Raw genomic sequence first — 19110 nt, forward strand, 5'->3', positions numbered from 1 at the left:
TGGCGGGACGCCGCGGACATATGTCCGGGAAATGCGCTTTTCTGGCCACAAATCACAGTTCGAGCTTGTTTGGCGATGCAGGCTTGGTCGCCAAATCTTTTTATACTCTTTGGCTTTGGCCTCGACAAATTGCATGCAAAAAACCGACAAAGCCCACGCCCGTCAAGGTAACGACGGTGCGCCATCATCGCCTGGCTGGCTGGCCTGGCTGGTGCGCATGGTGGCTTGGGCGATGGGTTTGGGATTGGCCGGGGTACTGGCTCTGGTGCTTGGCGTGGGCATTGCTCTGGCGGTCGCTTACCCCAATTTGCCTGACGTGGCCGACTTGGCCGACTACCGACCCAAGCTTCCTTTGCGGGTGTACACGTCGGACGGTCATTTGATCAGCGAATTCGGAGAAGAGCGGCGCAATCTGTTGCCGTTTAAAGACATTCCCGAGGTGATGAAGAACGCTGTGTTGGCGATTGAGGACTCTCGGTTCTTCGAACACGGTGGTGTGGACTACCGTGGAATGCTGCGTGCTGCCCTCGCCAACCTGGGGAGGGCCAAGAGCCAGGGCGCTTCGACGATCACCATGCAGGTCGCGCGAAATGTCTATTTGTCGGCTGAGAAGAGTTACACCCGGAAGATTTACGAGGTGCTTCTGACGTTCAAGCTTGAGTATTCGCTGACGAAGGAGCAGATCCTTGAGATTTACATGAATCAGATTTTCTTGGGACAGCGCGCCTATGGATTCTCAACCGCTGCGCTTACCTATTTTGACAAGCCATTGAAAGACGTGTCGATCGCTGAAGCCGCGATGTTGGCTGGGCTGCCGAAGGCACCTTCAGCTTACAACCCGATCTCTAATCCCAAGCGAGCCCGGGTTCGCCAGCTCTACATCATTGATCGGATGCTGGAGAACGGCTTCATATCTGGGGATGAGGCGCAACTGGCCAAGAAGGAAACGTTGAAGATCCGCTCTCAGTCGCGCGAGATTCTGGTGCATGCCGAGTTTGCCGCCGAGATGGTCCGTCAGGCGATGGTGTCTCAGTATGGTGATGAGGCATACACCCGCGGGCTGACAGTGATAACCAGTTTGGTCTCCAGTGAGCAGCAGGCTGCGTACAAAGCCTTGAGGGACGGCGTGATGGCGTATGACGCCCGCCAACGCTACCGGGGTCCAGAGGCGTCAATCGAGCTTCCGACACAGAAGTCGGCACGAGATGAGGCGATTGACGACATATTGATTGAGCATCCTGATAACGGGGATTTGCTTTCCGCCGTCGTTTTGACGGCCAGCAGCAACAAGGTGGTCGTGGTTCGGCAGGATGGCGAGGCCATCGAGATCACGGGTAGCGGGTTGCGTGCGGCGGCAAGCGGCCTGACGGCCAAAAGTGCCCCTGAGGTGCAGATCAGGCCGGGGTCTGTGGTTCGGCTTGTCAGAGGGGGCGACAAGGAGTGGCGGATAAGCCAGTTGCCAGAGGTCGAGTCGGCGTTTGTTGCGATGGATCCGCGCAGTGGTGCGGTTCGGGCCTTGGTTGGTGGTTTTGATTTCCAGAAGAACAAGTTCAATCACGCCGCTCAGGCCTGGCGCCAGCCGGGTTCCAGTTTCAAGCCGTTCATTTACTCTGCGGCCCTGGAAAAGGGGTTGTCTCCAGCCACCGTTGTGAACGATGCGCCGATGTATTTCAGCGCAGGTCAAACCGGGGGGAAGTCGTGGGAGCCAAAAAACTACGATGGTCGGTTCGAGGGGCCGATGTCAGTGCGTCGCGCCCTGGCGAAGTCGAAGAATCTCGTGTCTGTGCGTGTGATGCAGCTGGTCGGGCCGGAGAATGCGCAAGCTTGGGTCACGCGGTTTGGGTTTCAGGCGGATCGTCATCCGCCTTATCTGACCATGGCGCTGGGAGCAGGGACCGTAACCCCATTGCAGATGGCTGCCGGTTATTCGGTGTTTGCCAATGGGGGGTACCGTGCGCCGCCATCCTTGATCATGCGGGTGGTGGAGCAGCGTGGCAGGGTGCTCTACCAGGCACCCACGACGGTCATGACGCCGGAAAACAGGGCCATTGATGAGCGCAATGCGTTTATCGTCAACAGTTTGCTGCAAGAGGTGACGCGGACAGGGACAGCCGCTCGTGCGCAATCCAAGCTCAAACGGAGAGACTTGTTCGGAAAGACCGGAACCACCAATGATTCGGTTGATGCCTGGTTTGTTGGTTATCAGCCATCCCTGGTCGCGGCGGCGTGGGTGGGCTATGACGTGCCACGCAACCTGGGCAGCCGCGAAACGGGCGGTGGCTTGAGTCTTCCGATCTGGATCGACTTCATGTCGCAAGCGCTCAAAGATGTCCCGGTGGCGGACTACAAGGTGCCGCCCGGGATCATTCGGGTGGGGGGTGAATGGTATTTTGAGGAGTTTGGCCCGGGACGCGGTGTGAGTGGCTTGGGACTCAACGACCCTTGGCCTGGCGCACTGACGGAGGAGGAAGGTGGCCTCAACGCACCGCCGCCGGCCACGGTCGAAGACCGGCGAAGTATTCTGGATCTGTTCAGGAACTAGTGAAATTCAGCGGGAGGCCCGCTTGCTCGCTGGCCGACTGTGAGAGCTGGCCAAAGAACTCCCCTTGACCTTTGGTATCCATCCACCGTTGGCCATCAAAGCGGTAGTGAAAACCGCCGGCCTTGGCCGCCATCCAAAGCTCTTGCAACGGCTTTTGCAAGTTCACGATGATCTGGCTGCCGTTGGAAAACGTCAGTGTGACCATGCCTCCTACGCGTTGGTTGTCAATGTCTGCGTCGGTGGCGTCGTTGATGTCATCACAGGCACGCTCCACGGCTCTTAAGGCGGCTTCCGCGTGATTCAGGTATTCGTTGTCGTTCATTACAATGCAATCATGATCAATACCCACAGAATTCTAGGCGCCTTGTCTGTACCTACACGTCCTTTGGTGGTTGCGGCCCTGATGGGCGCCGGGTTGCTTGTTGCAGGGTGTGGACAAAAAGGCCCGTTGTATCTGCCGACCGATACGGGTGTCCAGGCGAAACCCTCGAAGCCGGCGATTGAGGACGGCGCTAAGGTGAAGGATCAACCTCTGAGGTGAACCCTGGTCCGAGGTCAGGACTCCTCAAGGGCGGCCAAGCGCTGCAGCGCGGCGCCGCTTCAGGCTTCGAATCGCTCTCCAGCCCAGGAGGGCTGAAAATATGGCGGCATAAATCGCGACTTCTGCGAAATCGTTTTTGCCGCTGCGCATCCAGAAAAAGTGCAATACCGCCAATCCTGCCACGGCGTAGACCAGGCGGTGCAGCCATTGCCAGCGACGTGCACCAAACCATCGGATGGCCTTGTTGAAAGACGTCAGGGACAGCAGCAACAGCATGCTCCATGCCAACATGCCCACCAGAATAAAAGGCCGTTTGGCAATGTCGGCAACCACTTCGTTCCAATTGAACCCTTGGTCAAACCATGCGTAGGCCAACAAATGCATGGTTGCGTAGAAGAACACAAAAAGTCCGAGCATGCGTCGCAAACGCGCCATGGCAGGCCAGCCGGCGATGGTCCTCAGTGGGGTGACCAGCAACACCAGAACCAGAAACCGGATATTCCAGTCGCCCAGTGATCGGATCAAGGCCTCCGCCGGGTTCGCTCCCAGCCGGTCGGTAAATGCCGCCCAGATGAGCCATGCAAACGGCAGGGTGGCGGTCAAAAAAACCGCTGGCTTGGTCGCTGGATGCAACAACCAGCGGTTGACGGGTGACAGCATGGTTCGGCCCGCAACGCCGCTGCTTGACGAAGGGGATATTGAGGATGGCATCAAAAATTCTTTCGCAGGTCCATGCCTGCGTAAAGCTGACCCACCTGGGCTTCGTAGCCATTGAAGATGAGGGTTTTTCGGCGCTTGGCGAACAAGCCCCCTTCTTCGCCAATGCGTCGCTCAGTTGATTGGCTCCACCGGGGATGTGGCACATCCGGATTCACATTGGAGTAAAAGCCATATTCTTGTGCCGCAGCCTTGTTCCATGCGGTGTTTGGCTGGCGATCGGTGAAGCGTATTTTCACCAGCGACTTGGCTGATTTGAATCCGTATTTCCAGGGCACGATCAGGCGCACGGGGGCACCATTCTGGTTGGGCAGCACCTCGCCATACATGCCGAAGCCCAGCATGGTCAGGGGGTGCAGGGCCTCGTCCAGCCTCAGCGCCTCTGTGTATGGCCAGTCAAGCACGCCGGAGCTCAGACCTGGCATCATTTTGGGATCGGCCAAGGTGACAAATTCCACATATCTGGCACTGCCTTGCGGTTGCACTTCTTTGATCAGAGCGGCCAGGGAATAGCCTAACCATGGAATCACCATGGACCAGCCTTCGACGCAGCGCAGGCGGTAGATGCGTTCTTCCATGGCACTGAGCTTGAGCAAAGCGTCGAGATCAAAGACCTTGGGCTTGTTGACCATTCCTTCAACAGCCACCGTCCAGGGTTGCGTTTGGAGTGTGGTTGCCAAAGCGGCCGGTTCGGCCTTGTCGGTGCTGAACTCGTAGTAATTGTTGTACGAGGATGCGTCTTTGTAGCCGGTGAGCTTTTCTATCGTTTGAGCACCAGCCACGTTAGAGGCGCTGGCATTCAGCGCAGCGAGCCGCCCGGGCCGGGATGCCAATGCCCAAGCCTCGCGAGTTGCCCAGCTTGACAAGGCTGCCCCACCGGCCCCCAGCGCCAGCGTTTGCAACCAGGTGCGGCGATTCAGGTATTGGGATGGCGAGGTGATTTCGCTCGAAAGGGGATGGTCAAATCCTTCGGCGGGGTTTCGGATGATCATTGAATGCTCCAGTGCTCTCTTTGGGTCGTGAGACCGGATGCATTCTTACAAGTTTCCTTCGCAATGCGGTGGCGGTCGGGCTATCCGCCCCGCGGCATGCCTGCGCGCCGGCCCATCAATATCAGAGTTCGCCGTAACTGTGCAGGCCCGACAGGAACATGTTCACGCCCAGAAAGGCGAATGTGGTGATCGCCAGGCCCGTCAGAGCCCACCAAGCTGCCACAGTGCCGCGCAGGCCTTTCATGAGACGCATATGCAGCCAGGCTGCATAGTTCAGCCAGACGATCAAAGCCCAAGTCTCTTTCGGGTCCCAGCTCCAGTAGCCACCCCACGCTTCGGCAGCCCAGAAGGCCCCCAGCACAGTGGCTATCGTGAAGAAGGCAAAACCGACGGCGATGGCCTTGTACATCACATCGTCCAGCACTTCAAATGAAGGCAGGCGCTCGGCAATGCGGTGGCGACCAAACATGATGCCGCCCACGATCAGCAGCGAAATGCCAAAGTAGACGAACCAGTAGCTGCCGCCTTTTTCTGCGGCAGATGTGCGGAAAACGATGGGCTCGAAGCACAGCACCAATCCCAGGATCCACAGTGGAGCCAGCTTGTACCAGCGGCTTTCCGTCGCGCTTTGTTTGATCAGGTAGGCAAAGGCCAGCATGGCGGCAATGGCAAAAGTGCCGTAGCCAATGAAGTTGGCTGGAACGTGCAGCTTCATCCACCAGCTTTGCAGCGCAGGAACCAGGGGCTGGATCTGATGGGCCTCGCGAACCACTGTGTACCAGAGCAGGAATCCGACCGCAGCACTGACTACCAGCATCACGAAAGCCCCCATTGAACGGGTCTCGTACTGGTCTTCGTAGTAAAGGTAAAACGTGGCAGTTAACCAGCAAAACAGCACAAAAACCTCATAGAGGTTGCTCACCGGGATGTGGCCGATGCCCACGCCTATCTGGTGGCTTTCATACCAGCGCACCATGGTGCCGACCAGGGCCAGCGTGATGGCGGCCCATGCCAGGCGCGAGCCAATGCCTTCAAAGCCGCCCCCGGCACGCGTGACCATGCCGATCCAGTAAAAAATCGTGCTCATGAAAAACAGCATGCTCATCCAAAGAATGGCGGACTGGCTGGAGATGAAGTACTTCAGCATGAACACATGGTCGGCGCGGGTCAGGTCGGCCGTGCCTTCAGGGGTTTGGTACAGCGATATGGCCAGCAAGGACAAAACTGCGACGCCCACCATCAGCGCGCGCAAAGGACGCCAGAACCAGCCCAGCCAGATCACCGCAGGCACCGCGCCCAGCAAGATGCCTTTTTCGTAGCCATCCATGGAAGCACCGTAGAGGCTGAAGGCTGTGCCGGCACCGGCAATAACCAATGCGGCAAACAGCCAGTCCCACACGTTGCGGCTGGCGAAGTAACTGGGCGACAGGCGCTGACCTGAGTTGCCCCGCTTGAGCTCGATGGTCTGGGTGGCAGCGGTATTCATGGGGAGGCCTTCAACAACTGGGTTTTCAACACGTCAAACTCCTGATCCGATTCCATGGTCTTGCGGTTGGACGACAAAGCCATGGTGGCTTGCGCCGTAGAGGCGTCTTTTGGGTCCGGCGCCAGCCATATCCATAAACGGCGCTCACGCACGTAGAGCATCGCAAAGACGCCCAGAATCAGGAAACCGCAACCCAGGTAAACGATGGTCTGCCCCGGCGCACGTGCCACCTGGAACACACTGGCTTGAATATGGGTGAAGTCTTTCAGTTCAAACGCCATGGGGGCAGGATACAAAAAAGCGTCGCTCAGCGCGATCACGGCCAGCGTCATGAAACGCTGAGTTTCTTCGTTGCGTTCGAGCGGGGCCAGCCCGGCTTGTTCCCGGCTGAGTTGCAGCAGGTCAAATAAAGTGCCGTTCAGAATACGCACCAGCACGTCGCCCGCACGTTCCCGTTCTGCCTCGGGCACATTGGCCTCCAGAAAAGCTGAGACCGCTTGCAGGCCACCTTTGATTGCCGGTTCGCCCGGCAGTGGCTTGGGCAATACGCCGGACTCGGCGCCCGCGAACAAGCCGAGCGCCCGTCCTGCCGAGGCCGTCAATGCTTCGGCCAGGTCGGGGCGGTTGCTTTCTACAGCCTCAGCGGCATACCGCTTGATGGCCGCTTCTCGCATGCCCGGATTGGCCAAGGCGGTTTGAAGGCGCGTGAAGCCCTCCATGCTGTCTTGATCGTCGGCGGGAATGCGCAGGTAGCGGTACGGTTCAGAAGGTGTCTCGCGCATGCCGAGAAGGTACATGCGCGCACCATCCAGCTCCATGGGCAGCATGTAGTTGTTGTACTCAACTGCCTGGCCCGCAGCATCGCGCAACTTGTAAGAGATGCTGGGCCCAACATTTCGCAGCGCCTTCTCTGTGACCGTTTTGTGGCCCGATCCCAGGCGGCTTTCGATGGAGGTGCGCAGATCCACACTGCGCACGTCGGTGGCCGATCCTTGACCGGCGAAGTTTTCCACGTTGATGACGCGCAAGCCGGTGTACTCCAGCGTGAGCTTGTCGTCGCCATTGGACAGCGGCGTGCTGGTACCGATCACCCCCGAGACCTCAAAAGGTTTGATCACGCCATTGATGGGCACCGCATTGAGCGTGACCTTGGAGCCACCGTCGTCAAAGCTCGACTGGTAGATATTGATGCCTTTGTAGCTCGCCGGGTGGTTCACCTCGACGCGTGTCGGTCGCTCTTCCCCTGTTTCGTTGTCGCGAATGACGATATCGCTGGCAAACAGGCGCGGCATGCCCGTGTCGTAGTACTCGACGATGAACTTCTTCAGTTCCACCGAAAACGGCAGATCTTGCAGCATGACCCCGGTGGGCTGGGTCAGGATAGCGGTGCTGGCGGTGGTGCCTTCGGTCACCAGCAGATTGCCGCGGAAGGTGGGGTTGTTGGGGGACAGGCGGTGTTGCGCAGGAACATCGGCAATCATGCCGCCGCCAGTGAACGGTGTCTTCCCGTTGAACCACATCTGTGCCTGGACGATCAGATCACCGTCCAGCAAGCCGCCAATACACACCAGCACGATGGCGCTGTGTGCCGCCAGGTAGCCGATTTTGTTGGCCACACCCTTTTTTGCCGCCACCATCCATCCCAAGCCAGTAGGGGTTTCGCGCGACTGAAGCTTGACCTTCCAGCCAGACCCCAGCAGCTGTTGCCCCATGCGGTTGGCGGCCATTTCGGGCGATTCGCCTACCCGACCCTCGGCCCGGTTGGGAAACGACTTCAGACTTTGCTCACGGATGTTTTCCTTGAAGGTCTTGAAATCACTGAAAATCTTTGGCGTGTTGCGGATGATGCACAGACTGGTGCTGACCACCAGAAACGCCAAAATAAGCAAGAACCACCAAGCGCTGTAAACGGTAAACAGCTTGGCACTGGAGAACACATCGGCCCAAAAGGGACCAAACTGGTTCACATAGTTGTTGGCTGGCTCATGTTGCTTGACCACGGTTCCAATGACCGAGGCGATGCAAATCACGGTCAGCAAGGAGATGGCAAAACGCATGGACGACAGCAACTCAACAAGTTGGCTGGCCCAGCGGGAGCCGGTTCGGATCTGCAAGCCTTCGGTGGAAACGGTCATGAGGGCGTCTAAAAAACAAACAGGGCGGGTCTGGAGAAACCCAGAACACGCCCTGATGTGATGCTCAGTCGGCTTGGCGGTTCAATGAATATCGTTGTTCCGCATTGTGCCGACAAATATTAACGATGGCTTATATCCCCAAACTTGCCGGGGAGAAGTTCGGTTGAATCAGCGAAGGCCTGCGATGTAGTCTGACACGGCTTTGATTTCCACGTCATTCATCTTGGCCGCAACGCCGGTCATCTCCACGCTGTTCTTGCGGGCGCCCGAACGGAATGCGTTCAACTGGTTCACCGTATAAGTGGCATGCTGACCTGCCAGGCGAGGGTACTGGGCGGGAATGCCCGCGCCGTTGGGGCTGTGGCAACCGGCGCAAGCAGCGATCTGGCGGTCGGCGATTCCACCGCGGTAGATGCGTTCGCCCATGCGAACCAGGTCTTTTTCAGAGGCAAAGCCGTCTTTGGCTTTTTGATCGGCCAGCCAATGGGAGATGTTGGTCATGTCTTCGTCAGACAAGCCCGCAGCAAATCCTTTCATGATGGCATTGTCGCGTTTGCCCGATTTGAACTCCTTCAGCTGCTTGGCCAGGTACTCAGGGTGCTGAGCGGCCAGCTTGGGGTTTTCAGGCGTGGTCGAATTGCCATCTGCGGCATGGCAGGCAACGCAAACTTGGCCATAGGCGGCTGAGCCTTTGGCCAGGTCGGGCTTGACAAGTTCGGTTTTCGCCGTTTCTGCATGGGCAGCGACGGAGAAGGTGGCCGCAGCGGCGAAGGCGCAGAGGATAGAGACTGGCAATTTCATGTCGGGGTTGCGCCAGTGACGACGCATCGGTTTTTGAAAAACACGCGGTCTGCGGAAGACTCTTTCAGACCATTAACCAAACGATTTTACAATGGCCCACAGGAACCCCCCAATGCCCGCCGCCAAAAAACACGCTCCCACCGCTTCCGCCGCCTCGCTCAAGACCACTCAGGCCCCTTTGTTGACCGGAGGGAACGAGCTTCCTTCATCTGCTCCGCCGGACGTTAAAACCATGCACGGGTGGCTGCACACCGCGCGCTTTCTCACCACCGCACCTCAGCTCGAATTTCTCCCGGATCTTGATGTGCCCGAGGTGGCTTTCGTTGGCCGATCAAACGCTGGCAAGTCAACCTGCATCAACACAATGACGCAACAAAAGCGTCTGGCGTTTGCTTCCAAAACGCCAGGACGCACGCAGAGCATCAACCTCTTTTCGCTTGGTAAACAGGGCATCACCGACGCCGTGTTGGCCGATTTGCCGGGATATGGCTATGCCGCTGTGCCGCGCGAAGCCAAGTTGCGCTGGCAGCGGGTCATGGGCAACTATTTGTTGACCCGAAAAAACCTCAAGGCGGTGGTGTTGCTCTGCGACCCTCGCCTGGGGCTGACCGAACTCGATGAAATCCTGCTTGACGTGATCCGTCCGCGGGTGGCCGACGGGTTGAATTTCCTGATTCTCCTCACCAAGTCTGACAAGCTGACCAGAGCCGAAGCCAACAAGGCCTTGTCAATTGCCCAGTTGCAAAGCGGCGGCGGGCAGGCCCGCCTCTTCTCTGCCTTGAAAAAGCAAGGGCTGGACGAAGTAGCGCGTTTGCTGTGGGACTGGACGCACGGCGTGCATGCGGCGCCAGAACCATCGGTGGTCTACGACGAAGAAGAGCCGCCAGCACTCGACTGAGTTTCGTCGGCTGCTTGTCTCCCGACTCAGCGGGCGTAGAGCGGCTTTTCGCCCGGCGGCCTGGTTTTGAAACGCTTGTGTACCCAGTAATACTGCTCGGGCATGGTGGCGATCATTTCTTCCAGTCGCTGGTTCATGGTCGCTGTATCGGCCTGGGCATCGCCTGTAGGGTAATCGCGCCATGCGGGCAAGACAGTGACTTCGTAGCCTTCTGGTGTGAGTCGGCTGATGACCGAGACCACGCGGGCCCGTCCCAGCTGGGCCAGGCGCGGCAATGTCGGCACGGTGGCGGCTGGCACCCCGAAGAACGGGACAAACACGGAGTCGGTCGGTCCCAGGTCCATGTCGGGCAGCAGGTAGAGCGCCTCGCCTGAGCGCAATGCCTGAATCAAGGTGCGCAGGCTTTCGTGTTTTTCAACCAGGCGTACCGAGCCGAATTTCAACCTCCCGGCACGCACCCATTGGTCAATGGCGACATTGCGCTGACGCGCATAAAGGCTGATGAAATTGCGGGAAAAAGCCAGAGAGAGCGCTGCTCCGCCGGCATCCAAACCCACAAAGTGCGGGGCGAAAATCGCCACTGCGCCGTCGTCAGAAAGGGCGTCAAGGTCGCCGACCAGTTTGATGCGCGAACGCACCGTGGCTTCGCTGGCGCCCCAGATCCAGCCACGGTCCAGCCATGACTGGGTGAACACCACGAAATGCTGGCGCACGGCACGGTTGCGCTCGGCCTCAGACTGCGCGGGAAAACACAGAGCCCAGTTCGTTCGAGCGATGTGACGGCGCTTGCCCGCCAGGGTGTGTAGCAGGTGCCCGACCGCCCATCCAAGCCCTCTCACCCAAGACAGGGGCAGCCAGGCCAAAGCGTTCATGAACCGCACAGCCGTTCGCCCGCTCCAGTTGGTGTGGAGGCGCGGGTTGGGCTGCGTGCTTTGCTGGGGAGTCGACATGGGCGGTGGGTGACCGGGCGGCATCAATCGGGCGGCGTGGGTGCCGCTGGGGGTGGTGCCGAGCCGTGGGGCTGTTTGTAGCGGTCATATGACCAGATGTATTGGGCAGGGCATTCTCGCACCAGGGTTTCCATGGCCTGGTTGATCTGGGTCGCTGCAACCACCGGGTCTTTGCTCAAACCGCCCGCGACGGGGCAAGGTCGCACGTGAACCCGGTAGCCACGCCCCCAGGAAAGGCGTTCGCCCCAGATCAAGACGAGTTGTACTCCAGGCGTCAGGGCGAGCCGCGCTGACAGGGTCATGGTGTACGCCTCGCGGCCGAAGAAAGGCGCCCACACGCCCTGGCCATGGGGCGGAACCTGGTCGGGCAGCAGCCCCACAGCCTGTCGGGTCTTCAGTGCCTTGATGAGTTGCTTGACACCAGCCAGGGTGGTGGGCGCCGTGTGCAGATTGGGGCGCTCTCGGGCGGTCGCCACAAGATCACGCAACCAGGGTTGTCGCGAAGGCCGAAACAACACGGTGATGGGCATGCGATCACCAAATCGCTGTGCCAGCGCTTGCGCCGTGATCTCGAAACAGCCCAGGTGGGGTGTCAAAAAAAGCACGCCTGAGCCATGGGTCAGCGCCTCTTCGACCGCGGTTTCGCCTTCCCAGTGCAGCTTGGTCGGCCGTCCGAGCCACATGCGGGGCGTCTCTGCCAACATTTTGCCCGACTCGGCCACCGAGGCCAGCGCGGTACTCAGGGGCAGCCCTGCTTGCTTTGCGTTGGCAAGCAGGCGGCGCCGGTAGCGGGGTGAGAAAAGGAATGTCGTCCAGCCAGCGAGCCAGCCGAGTGCATGAAGCAGTGGCAAGGGCAAGGCAGACAGGGCGCGAAAAAGGCTTTGAATGAAGACGGTCACGGCAAATACGGCAAGGGCTCAAGTGGACAGCCGAAGGGCTGACATGCTCAGGGTTCAAACGGTCTCTTGTTGGGCTTGCATTAAAATCGGTTGATCGCTGAGTTACTGAACTAATTGCGGGGCGATTCAAAAATTCCGCTAAAGCGTTCGCCGAACTTCGAAAGGCCGGCAACGCCGATCAACTTTCCTGGAGTTTATCTATATGGCGAACGATTTTCTTTTCACTTCCGAATCCGTCTCTGAAGGCCACCCCGACAAGGTGTCTGACCAGATCTCTGATGCGATTCTCGATGCAATCTTTAAACAAGACCCGCTGAGCCGCGTGGCCGCGGAGACGCTGTGCAATACCGGTTTGGTGGTGCTGGCTGGCGAGATCACCACCAATGCGCATGTTGACTACATCCAGGTCGCCCGCGACACCATCAAGCGCATTGGCTACGACGACACCGCCTACGGCATCGATTACAAGGGTTGTGCGGTCATGGTTTGCTATGACAAGCAGAGCAATGACATAGCCCAGGGCGTTGATCATGCGTCAGATGACCACCTCAACATCGGTGCCGGCGATCAAGGTTTGATGTTTGGCTACGCTTGCGATGAAACGCCCGAACTCATGCCTGCGCCCATTTACTACGCACACCGCTTGGTTGAACGCCAGGCCCAGCTGCGCAAAGATGGCCGTTTGCCTTTTCTGCGCCCCGATGCCAAGAGCCAGGTGACCATGCGCTACGTGGATGGCAAGCCCCACAGTATCGACACTGTCGTGCTGTCAACCCAGCACACGCCCGACCAGTCCGAGACCGCACTCAAGATGAAGGCCTCGTTCAACGAAGCCATCATTGAAGAGTTGATCAAGCCAGTGCTACCCAAAGAGTGGCTGAAAGACACGCGCTACCTGATCAACCCGACCGGCCGGTTTGTTGTCGGTGGACCGCAGGGCGATTGTGGCTTGACTGGCCGCAAGATCATTGTGGACACCTACGGTGGCGCCTGCCCCCATGGCGGTGGTGCGTTCAGCGGCAAAGACCCCAGCAAGGTTGACCGCTCGGCGGCCTATGCGGCGCGTTATGTGGCCAAAAACGTGGTGGCGGCAGGCCTGGCGCGTCAGTGCCAGGTTCAGGTGGCTTATGCCATCGGTGTGGCCCAGCCGATGAACATCACGGTTTACACCGAAGGCACGGGTGTGATCCCTGATGAAAAGATTGCCGAATTGGTGAGGGAGCACTTCGATTTGCGCCCCAAAGGCATCATCCAGATGCTGGATCTGTTGAGGCCCATCTACGAAAAAACAGCCGCATACGGCCATTTTGGACGTGAAGAACCGGAGTTCACGTGGGAGCGTACCGACAAAGCCGCGGCATTGAAAGCGGCTGCAGGCTTGTAAAGCCAGCCGCTCACCGCATGAGCGTTGAAGCGGTGTAAGTGGTCACTTTAAAAAATGGGCCCCTGTGTGAAAGCACAGGGGCTTTTTTCTTGCCACTTCGATGGCGATGGGCTTGTGTGGTCAATCAGGGCTGAATTTTTGGCGGGGCCGACCGATAAGGAGGGCAGAGTACTTTTACGCTGTGCATCGCAAAGACCCGGAGCCCAACATCATGGAAACACTTGCCACTTCTGAAACGAGCCTGGAAACAAGCCCCGAGCTGGAGCGCTTGGTGGCTTTGCGCACCCAAGCGTTGCAAGCCGACTTGGATCGCGCCAACCGACGGTTCGAAAATGCACCCTGCGGCCATCTGATGCTGGATGGGGCGTTGCGGTTGATGGACATCAACCAAACCCTGCTGGAATGGCTGGGCTACCAACGGGACGAATTGCTCGACCCGTCGATCAACCTGACGACTTTGGTGGACTCGGCCTGGTACCAACTGATGCAGCCGCGCCTGGAGGCCATCGGGCAATCAGATTCTGTTGAATCGATGGAACTGGATCTGATTCGCAAGGACGGCAGCCGTTTTCAGGCCCTGCTCACTTGCACGGCAGTCAAAGACGCTGAGGGACAGTTCTTGTACAGCCACTCCAGCGTTGTCGATATCAGCGAGCGCAAAAACACCGAGCAACGGGTTGCTGCACACGATGGCTTCCTGCAGACCATTACCGATCGCATCCCCGTCGAGTTGGCCTACTTTGACAAAGACCTCAACTGCCGGTTTGCCAACCGAGCCCATGCGGCCCGCTACGGGCGGCAGCCCGAAGACATGGCGGGTGAAAACCTGAGCAACCTGGTGGATGCCGACAAGCTGCCGGAAATCCTGCCATTCGTGGCCGAGGCGCTGAGTGGCCAAAACCAGACTTTTGAGTCGGAATACCTGGGGACTGACGGACGTCGAAGCTATTTTGAAGTGCACTACATCCCCGATCAACGAAAGGGTGATATCGAGGGCATCTTCATTGAGTTGCACGACATCAGCGAAAGCCGTCGAACAGAGGAGTTCGTGCTCGAAGCGAACCGCGATCTGGAGGAACGGGTGCGTGAGCGCAGCGCCGAACTGTTCCAAAGTGAGCAGCGCTACCGCTTGATGGTGGATGCCATCCAGGACCACTGCATCTATTTCGTGGACGAACACGGTGCCGTGACCGAGTGGACGGAAAGCGCCCAACGTCTGCACGGGCATTCGCGTCAGCAAATGCTGGGCCGCCCCTACCAGAACCTGTTGGCCATCGGCAACGCCGGTGAGGACGAAGTGGATCCCGAACAGGTTCTCCGTCTGGCAAAAGCCCATGGCCAATGGGAGACCCGGGGTTGGCGCCTTCGCGACGATGGCTCACGCTTCTGGGCCCACACCGTGCTCACAGCCTTGCGCAACGAGGGCGGTGAGCTGCAAGGTTTGTCTGCGATTACGCGTGACATGACAGCAGCCAAGAGTCTGGAGGACGTGATGAACGACCTCAACAAGGAACTTGAGAAACGTGTGGCAGAGCGCACCCAGCAACTGGTGGCGGCGAACAAAGACCTCGATGTGTTTTCCCACATGGTGTCGCATGATTTGCGCGCCCCACTGCGTCACATATCCAGTTTTGTCACCTTGTTGCAAGAGCAACTGGGCGAATCCAGCGACCGCCTCACCCTGCAGTACCTGAATTCCACAGCCAAGGCCAGCCGCCGCATGAGTTACATGATCGAAGGCTTGTTGGAGTACGCCCGTCTGGGCCGAGTCACGCTGGACTCCCAACCCGTGCCCTTGGCTCCCTTGCTGGATGGGGTCATCGCTCATCTCAAGATGGAAAACCCCGACCGCCAGATCGAGTGGGTGATCGAAGAGGACTTGCCAGTGGTGCGCGGCGACGCCATGTTGCTGGCGCAGGCTTGGGGCAACTTGTTGAACAACTCGGTGAAGTACACCAGAACCCGGGAAGCCGGGCGCATTGAAGTGGGCTGGAAAGTCAACCCTGTGGGTGGCCGCACCTTCTTCGTTCGTGACAACGGCGTGGGTTTCGATCTGGAGAAGGCCCATAACCTGTTCGTCATGTTCCAGCGCCAGCACCACTCCATGGACTTCGATGGCACGGGTACCGGCCTGGCACTGTCTCAACGCATCGTTGAGCGCCACGGAGGTCGAATCTGGGCAGAAACGGCACCCGATGAAGGCTGCACCTTCTACTTCACGTTGCCATTCGAAGGCACCGAACCCGAACTGGAGTTTCCTGCCTCGTCGATGGCGGAGCTGGCTTATTGATCCAGGCGCAGCGCGCGCCAGGCAAAAGGCCGCAAGGTGGACAGCTGTCCACCTTGCGGCCTTTTCATTCTTCGTCGGCGCTTCAGCGCACCCGCATGCCGGGTTTGGCGCCTGGCCATGGGTTCAGGATGTAGATGCCGGGTTCGGCTTTTTCGTCGGCATGGCCGGCAGCCAGCACCATGCCTTCGCTCAACCCGAATTTCATCTTGCGCGGCGCCAGATTGGCCACCATCACAGTGAGCTTGCCCACCAGGTCTTCGGGCTTGTAGGCGCTGGCGATGCCGCTGAAGACATTGCGGGTCTGACCTTCACCCACGTCGAGCGTCAGGCGCAGCAGCTTGACCGAGCCTTCCACCGCTTCGCAGTTCACGATCTGGGCGATGCGCAAGTCGATCTTGGCGAAGTCGTCGATGGTGATGGTGGGGGCGATGGCCTCGCCGCCGGGCAGCCCCAGGGCGAGCGCAGCCATCTCGGGAGGGGGCGAACCAGGCGAAGCAGCGAGTGTGGGGGCGCTGCGCCTTTCGTCACCGGCTAGGGGTTTTTCGACCAAGGGGGCAGGAGGCGGCTCGAACAGCGCGTCAAGCTGCTTCACGTCCACGCGCTGCATCAGGTGCTGGTAGGCACCAATGGCGTGTCCTGCGCCGAGCAGTTTGCCCGCGTCGCTGAATGTGAGCGGCTCGATCTTGAGGAAAGCCTCCACGTTGGCCGCCAGTGCGGGCAGCACTGGTTTCAGGTAGAGCGAGATCAGGCGGAAGGCTTCGATGCAGGTGCTGCACACGTCTTGCAGGCGAGCCTCCTGGCCTTCTTTCTTTGCCAGTTCCCAGGGCTTGTTCTGGTCGACATAGGCGTTGACCTTGTCGGCCTGCAGCATGATTTCGCGCAATGCTTTGCCGTACTCGCGCTCGGCGTACAGATCGGTCACCTCGATGGCGATGTCCTGAATCGATGCCAGCAGTGCCGCGCCATCGGCCGAGGCGGCGCCCAGCTTGCCGTCAAAGCGCTTGGCGATGAAACCTGCAGCGCGGGAAGCGATGTTGATGTATTTCCCCACCAGATCGCTGTTGACGCGCAACATGAAGTCTTCGGGGTTGAAATCGACGTCTTCGTTTTTACCGCTGAGCTTGGCCGCGAGGTAATAGCGCAGCCACTCGGGGTTCATGCCGAGCTCGAGGTACTTCAGCGGGTTCAGACCGGTGCCCCGGCTCTTGCTCATCTTCTCGCCGTTGTTGATGGTGAGAAACCCGTGCACAAACACGGCGTTGGGTACTTTGCGGCCGCTGAACTTCAGCATCGCCGGCCAGAACAGCGTGTGGAAGGTGATGATGTCTTTGCCGATGAAGTGGTACTGCTCGGTCGTCGGGTCGGCCATGAAGGCGTCGTAGTCCACGCCGATCTTGCCGAAGTGGTTTTTCAGCGAGGCGAGGTAGCCAATGGGCGCGTCCAGCCAGACGTAAAAATACTTGCCCGGTGCATCAGGAATCTGGATGCCGAAGTAGGGCGCATCGCGGCTGATGTCCCAGTCGCCCATCTTGGGCTTGCCGTCTTCGCCCGGTGCGATCCACTCGGTGATCTTGTTCAGCACCTCGGGCTGCACCGCGCCGCTGTTGGTCCAGCCGTTCAGGAACTCGATGCAGCGGGGGTCGGAGAGTTTGAAGAAAAAGTGGTCGGAGCTCTTGAGCACCGGCACCGCGCCAGACAGGGCCGAATAGGGGTTCTTCAGTTCGGTGGGCGCGTACACGGCACCGCAGTTTTCGCAGTTGTCGCCGTACTGGTCTTTGGTGCCGCATTTGGGACACTCGCCCTTGATGAAGCGGTCGGCCAGGAACATGCCTTTTTCAGGGTCGAAGAACTGCTCGATGGAGCGTGTTTCGATCAGGTCGTTGGCTTTCAGGGCGCGGTACACGTCTTGTGCAAGCTCGTGGTTTTCGGGTGCGTCGGTGTTGTGCCAGTTGTCGAAGGCAATGTGAAAGCCGTCGAGGTAGGGCTTGCGGCCCGAGGCAATGTCGGCCACGAACTGCTGGGGCGTTTTGCCGGCCTTTTCGGCCGCGATCATGATGGGTGCGCCGTGGGCATCGTCGGCGCAGACGAAGTGCACTTCGTTGCCGCGCATGCGCTGGAAGCGCACCCAGATGTCGGCCTGGATGTATTCCATGATGTGGCCGATGTGGAAATGGCCGTTGGCGTAGGGCAGGGCGGTGGTAACGAAAAGGCGGCGCGGCTGGCTCATGGGGGGCTTTCTGACGGGGAACCTTTGATTTTAGGGCTTTGATGCCCACAGGCGGGTTGTGTGTATGGGATGAATGCCCCAGCACCGGTAGACTTCCGAGTCTGTTTCGCCCCACATTCCTGGAGATTGCCCCCGATGTCCGTAGATTCCGCAGCCCTGTTGACCGCCTTGCAGTCAGTGATCGACCCCAACACGGGGCAAGACTTCGTGTCCACCAAGGCGCTGAAAAACCTGAGTGAACAATACGGCGAGGTGAGCTTTGATGTGGAGCTGGGGTATCCGGCCAAGAGCCAGGTCGAGCCCCTGCGTGCCGCTTTGGTGGCGGCGGCCAAAGCAGTGCCGGGCGTGGAAAACGTGTCGGTCAACCTGAGTATCAAGATTGCGGCCCATGCTGTTCAGCGCGGCGTGCAACTGTTGCCAGGCGTGAAGAACATCATTGCGGTGGCTTCGGGCAAAGGCGGCGTGGGCAAGAGCACCACGGCGGCCAACCTGGCGCTGGCGCTGGCGGCCGAAGGCGCCACGGTCGGCATTCTGGATGCCGACATCTACGGCCCCAGCCAGCCCATGATGATGGGGCTGGAAGGGCGCCCCGAGAGCCACGACGGCAAGACCATGGAGCCGCTGGTGAACCACGGCGTTCAGGTGATCTCCATCGGCTTTCTGGTCAACAAGGACGACGCCATGGTGTGGCGCGGCCCCATGGCCACGCAGGCGCTGGAGCAGTTGCTGCGCCAGACCAACTGGAAAGACCTCGATTACCTGATCGTCGACATGCCACCCGGTACGGGTGACATCCAGCTCACGCTGTCGCAGCGCGTGCCGCTCACCGGCGCGGTGATCGTGACCACGCCGCAGGACATCGCCTTGCTCGATGCGCGCAAGGGCATCAAGATGTTTGAAAAGGTGGGCGTGCCCATTCTGGGCATTGTGGAAAACATGGCGGTTTATTGCTGCCCCAACTGCGGCCACACCGAGCACATCTTTGGCGAAGATGGCGGCAAGAAAATGGCGGCCGAGTTCGAGATGGACTACCTTGGTGCTTTGCCGCTCAACATGCAGATCCGGGTGCAAGCCGATGGTGGTGCCCCGACGGTGGTGGCCGAGCCTGACGGCGAGATCGCGGGGCTTTACAAGGCTGTGGCGCGCCAGCTGGCGGTCAAGGTGGCCAAGCAGGCCAAGGACTTTTCCAGCAAGTTCCCGTCGATCAAGATCTCCAAGGACACCTGAGGACAGGCTGAGCCAGCCCTG

Annotated in this window: 15 protein-coding genes; 6 read left to right on the forward strand and 9 right to left on the reverse strand. The window is 59.2% G+C overall.

Going from position 1 to position 19110, the window contains the following annotated elements:
* Positions 1-133 precede the first annotated feature (133 nt).
* On the forward strand, positions 134-2542 hold the full coding sequence (locus LPB072_RS03920; RefSeq protein ID WP_082876987.1) for a penicillin-binding protein 1A: 2409 nt from the start codon (positions 134-136) through the stop codon (positions 2540-2542).
* On the opposite strand, the gene cyaY is transcribed toward LPB072_RS03920, so the two are convergent.
* Positions 2532-2864, reverse strand: coding sequence for an iron donor protein CyaY (cyaY, locus tag LPB072_RS03925; RefSeq protein WP_066091863.1), 333 nt, complete (start codon positions 2862-2864; stop codon positions 2532-2534). The two genes, LPB072_RS03920 and cyaY, sit on opposite strands and share 11 nt — an antisense overlap.
* A gap of 12 nt (positions 2865-2876) precedes the next feature.
* On the opposite strand from cyaY, the gene lptM reads away from it, so the two are divergent.
* Positions 2877-3083: an LPS translocon maturation chaperone LptM gene (gene lptM, locus LPB072_RS22960; protein ID WP_082876988.1), complete on the forward strand. Its 207-nt coding sequence runs from the start codon at positions 2877-2879 to the stop codon at positions 3081-3083.
* A 24-nt stretch (positions 3084-3107) separates the two neighbouring features.
* On the opposite strand, the gene LPB072_RS03930 is transcribed toward lptM, so the two are convergent.
* The 5 genes from LPB072_RS03930 to LPB072_RS03950 all read right to left on the reverse strand — a co-directional run bounded on the left by LPB072_RS03930 (position 3108) and on the right by LPB072_RS03950 (position 9214).
* Positions 3108-3743, reverse strand: a complete 636-nt coding sequence (locus LPB072_RS03930; RefSeq protein ID WP_066091866.1) for a protein-methionine-sulfoxide reductase heme-binding subunit MsrQ — start codon at positions 3741-3743, stop codon at positions 3108-3110.
* A gap of 50 nt (positions 3744-3793) precedes the next feature.
* Positions 3794-4792, reverse strand: coding sequence for a protein-methionine-sulfoxide reductase catalytic subunit MsrP (gene msrP / locus LPB072_RS03935; protein ID WP_066091869.1), 999 nt, complete (start codon positions 4790-4792; stop codon positions 3794-3796).
* Positions 4793-4913: 121 nt separating this feature from the next.
* Entirely contained in the window at positions 4914-6278 is a 1365-nt protein-coding gene (ccsB, locus tag LPB072_RS03940) for a c-type cytochrome biogenesis protein CcsB (RefSeq protein ID WP_066091872.1), read from the reverse strand.
* Positions 6275-8413: a cytochrome c biogenesis protein ResB gene (locus LPB072_RS03945; RefSeq protein WP_066091874.1), complete on the reverse strand. Its 2139-nt coding sequence runs from the start codon at positions 8411-8413 to the stop codon at positions 6275-6277. Before LPB072_RS03945 ends, ccsB begins: the two co-directional genes overlap by 4 nt.
* Before the next feature lie 168 nt (positions 8414-8581).
* Entirely contained in the window at positions 8582-9214 is a 633-nt protein-coding gene (locus LPB072_RS03950; protein WP_066091877.1) for a c-type cytochrome, read from the reverse strand.
* Positions 9215-9446: 232 nt separating this feature from the next.
* Here LPB072_RS03950 and yihA point away from each other — a divergent pair, with 232 nt between their 5' ends.
* Entirely contained in the window at positions 9447-10112 is a 666-nt protein-coding gene (yihA, locus tag LPB072_RS03955) for a ribosome biogenesis GTP-binding protein YihA/YsxC (RefSeq protein ID WP_096349091.1), read from the forward strand.
* 26 nt (positions 10113-10138) lie between these two features.
* Here the strand turns inward: yihA and LPB072_RS03960 are convergent, their stop codons facing one another.
* Both LPB072_RS03960 and LPB072_RS03965 read right to left on the reverse strand, forming a co-directional pair.
* Complete coding sequence (locus tag LPB072_RS03960) at positions 10139-11062, reverse strand: lysophospholipid acyltransferase family protein (RefSeq protein ID WP_066091882.1); 924 nt, start codon at positions 11060-11062, stop codon at positions 10139-10141.
* 23 nt (positions 11063-11085) lie between these two features.
* Positions 11086-11961 carry a lysophospholipid acyltransferase family protein gene (locus tag LPB072_RS03965; protein ID WP_331000297.1) on the reverse strand — a complete coding sequence of 292 codons (876 nt, stop codon included), beginning with the start codon at positions 11959-11961 and terminating at the stop codon, positions 11086-11088.
* A gap of 202 nt (positions 11962-12163) precedes the next feature.
* Between LPB072_RS03965 and metK the strand changes: the two genes are divergently transcribed.
* Both metK and LPB072_RS03975 read left to right on the forward strand, forming a co-directional pair.
* A complete protein-coding gene (metK, locus tag LPB072_RS03970) occupies positions 12164-13345 on the forward strand; it encodes a methionine adenosyltransferase (protein WP_066091885.1) in 1182 nt (393 codons plus the stop codon).
* A gap of 211 nt (positions 13346-13556) precedes the next feature.
* Positions 13557-15635, forward strand: coding sequence for a PAS domain-containing sensor histidine kinase (locus LPB072_RS03975; protein ID WP_197508903.1), 2079 nt, complete (start codon positions 13557-13559; stop codon positions 15633-15635).
* A gap of 82 nt (positions 15636-15717) precedes the next feature.
* Here the strand turns inward: LPB072_RS03975 and metG are convergent, their stop codons facing one another.
* On the reverse strand, positions 15718-17862 hold the full coding sequence (metG, locus tag LPB072_RS03980) for a methionine--tRNA ligase (RefSeq protein ID WP_066091891.1): 2145 nt from the start codon (positions 17860-17862) through the stop codon (positions 15718-15720).
* 135 nt (positions 17863-17997) lie between these two features.
* Between metG and apbC the strand changes: the two genes are divergently transcribed.
* A complete protein-coding gene (gene apbC / locus LPB072_RS03985; protein ID WP_066091896.1) occupies positions 17998-19089 on the forward strand; it encodes an iron-sulfur cluster carrier protein ApbC in 1092 nt (363 codons plus the stop codon).
* The last annotated feature ends 21 nt before the right edge of the window (positions 19090-19110 follow it).

It is taken from the genome of Hydrogenophaga crassostreae (genome assembly GCF_001761385.1).
In the GTDB taxonomy this organism is placed as follows: domain Bacteria; phylum Pseudomonadota; class Gammaproteobacteria; order Burkholderiales; family Burkholderiaceae_C; genus Hydrogenophaga; species Hydrogenophaga crassostreae.

Bases quoted from the DNA above. Each gene is read 5' to 3' on its own strand.
- LPB072_RS03950 (WP_066091877.1), bottom strand. From the start codon at position 9,214: ATGAAATTGCCAGTCTCTATCCTCTGCGCCTTCGCCGCTGCGGCCACC.
- metG (WP_066091891.1), bottom strand. From the start codon at position 17,862: ATGAGCCAGCCGCGCCGCCTTTTCGTTACCACCGCCCTGCCCTACGCC.
- LPB072_RS03960 (WP_066091882.1), bottom strand. From the start codon at position 11,062: ATGTCGACTCCCCAGCAAAGCACGCAGCCCAACCCGCGCCTCCACACC.
- metK (WP_066091885.1), top strand. From the start codon at position 12,164: ATGGCGAACGATTTTCTTTTCACTTCCGAATCCGTCTCTGAAGGCCAC.
- LPB072_RS03945 (WP_066091874.1), bottom strand. From the start codon at position 8,413: ATGACCGTTTCCACCGAAGGCTTGCAGATCCGAACCGGCTCCCGCTGG.
- msrP (WP_066091869.1), bottom strand. From the start codon at position 4,792: ATGATCATCCGAAACCCCGCCGAAGGATTTGACCATCCCCTTTCGAGC.
- LPB072_RS03920 (WP_082876987.1), top strand. From the start codon at position 134: ATGCAAAAAACCGACAAAGCCCACGCCCGTCAAGGTAACGACGGTGCG.
- lptM (WP_082876988.1), top strand. From the start codon at position 2,877: ATGATCAATACCCACAGAATTCTAGGCGCCTTGTCTGTACCTACACGT.
- LPB072_RS03930 (WP_066091866.1), bottom strand. From the start codon at position 3,743: ATGCTGTCACCCGTCAACCGCTGGTTGTTGCATCCAGCGACCAAGCCA.
- LPB072_RS03975 (WP_197508903.1), top strand. From the start codon at position 13,557: ATGGAAACACTTGCCACTTCTGAAACGAGCCTGGAAACAAGCCCCGAG.
- apbC (WP_066091896.1), top strand. From the start codon at position 17,998: ATGTCCGTAGATTCCGCAGCCCTGTTGACCGCCTTGCAGTCAGTGATC.
- cyaY (WP_066091863.1), bottom strand. From the start codon at position 2,864: ATGAACGACAACGAATACCTGAATCACGCGGAAGCCGCCTTAAGAGCC.
- yihA (WP_096349091.1), top strand. From the start codon at position 9,447: ATGCACGGGTGGCTGCACACCGCGCGCTTTCTCACCACCGCACCTCAG.
- ccsB (WP_066091872.1), bottom strand. From the start codon at position 6,278: ATGAATACCGCTGCCACCCAGACCATCGAGCTCAAGCGGGGCAACTCA.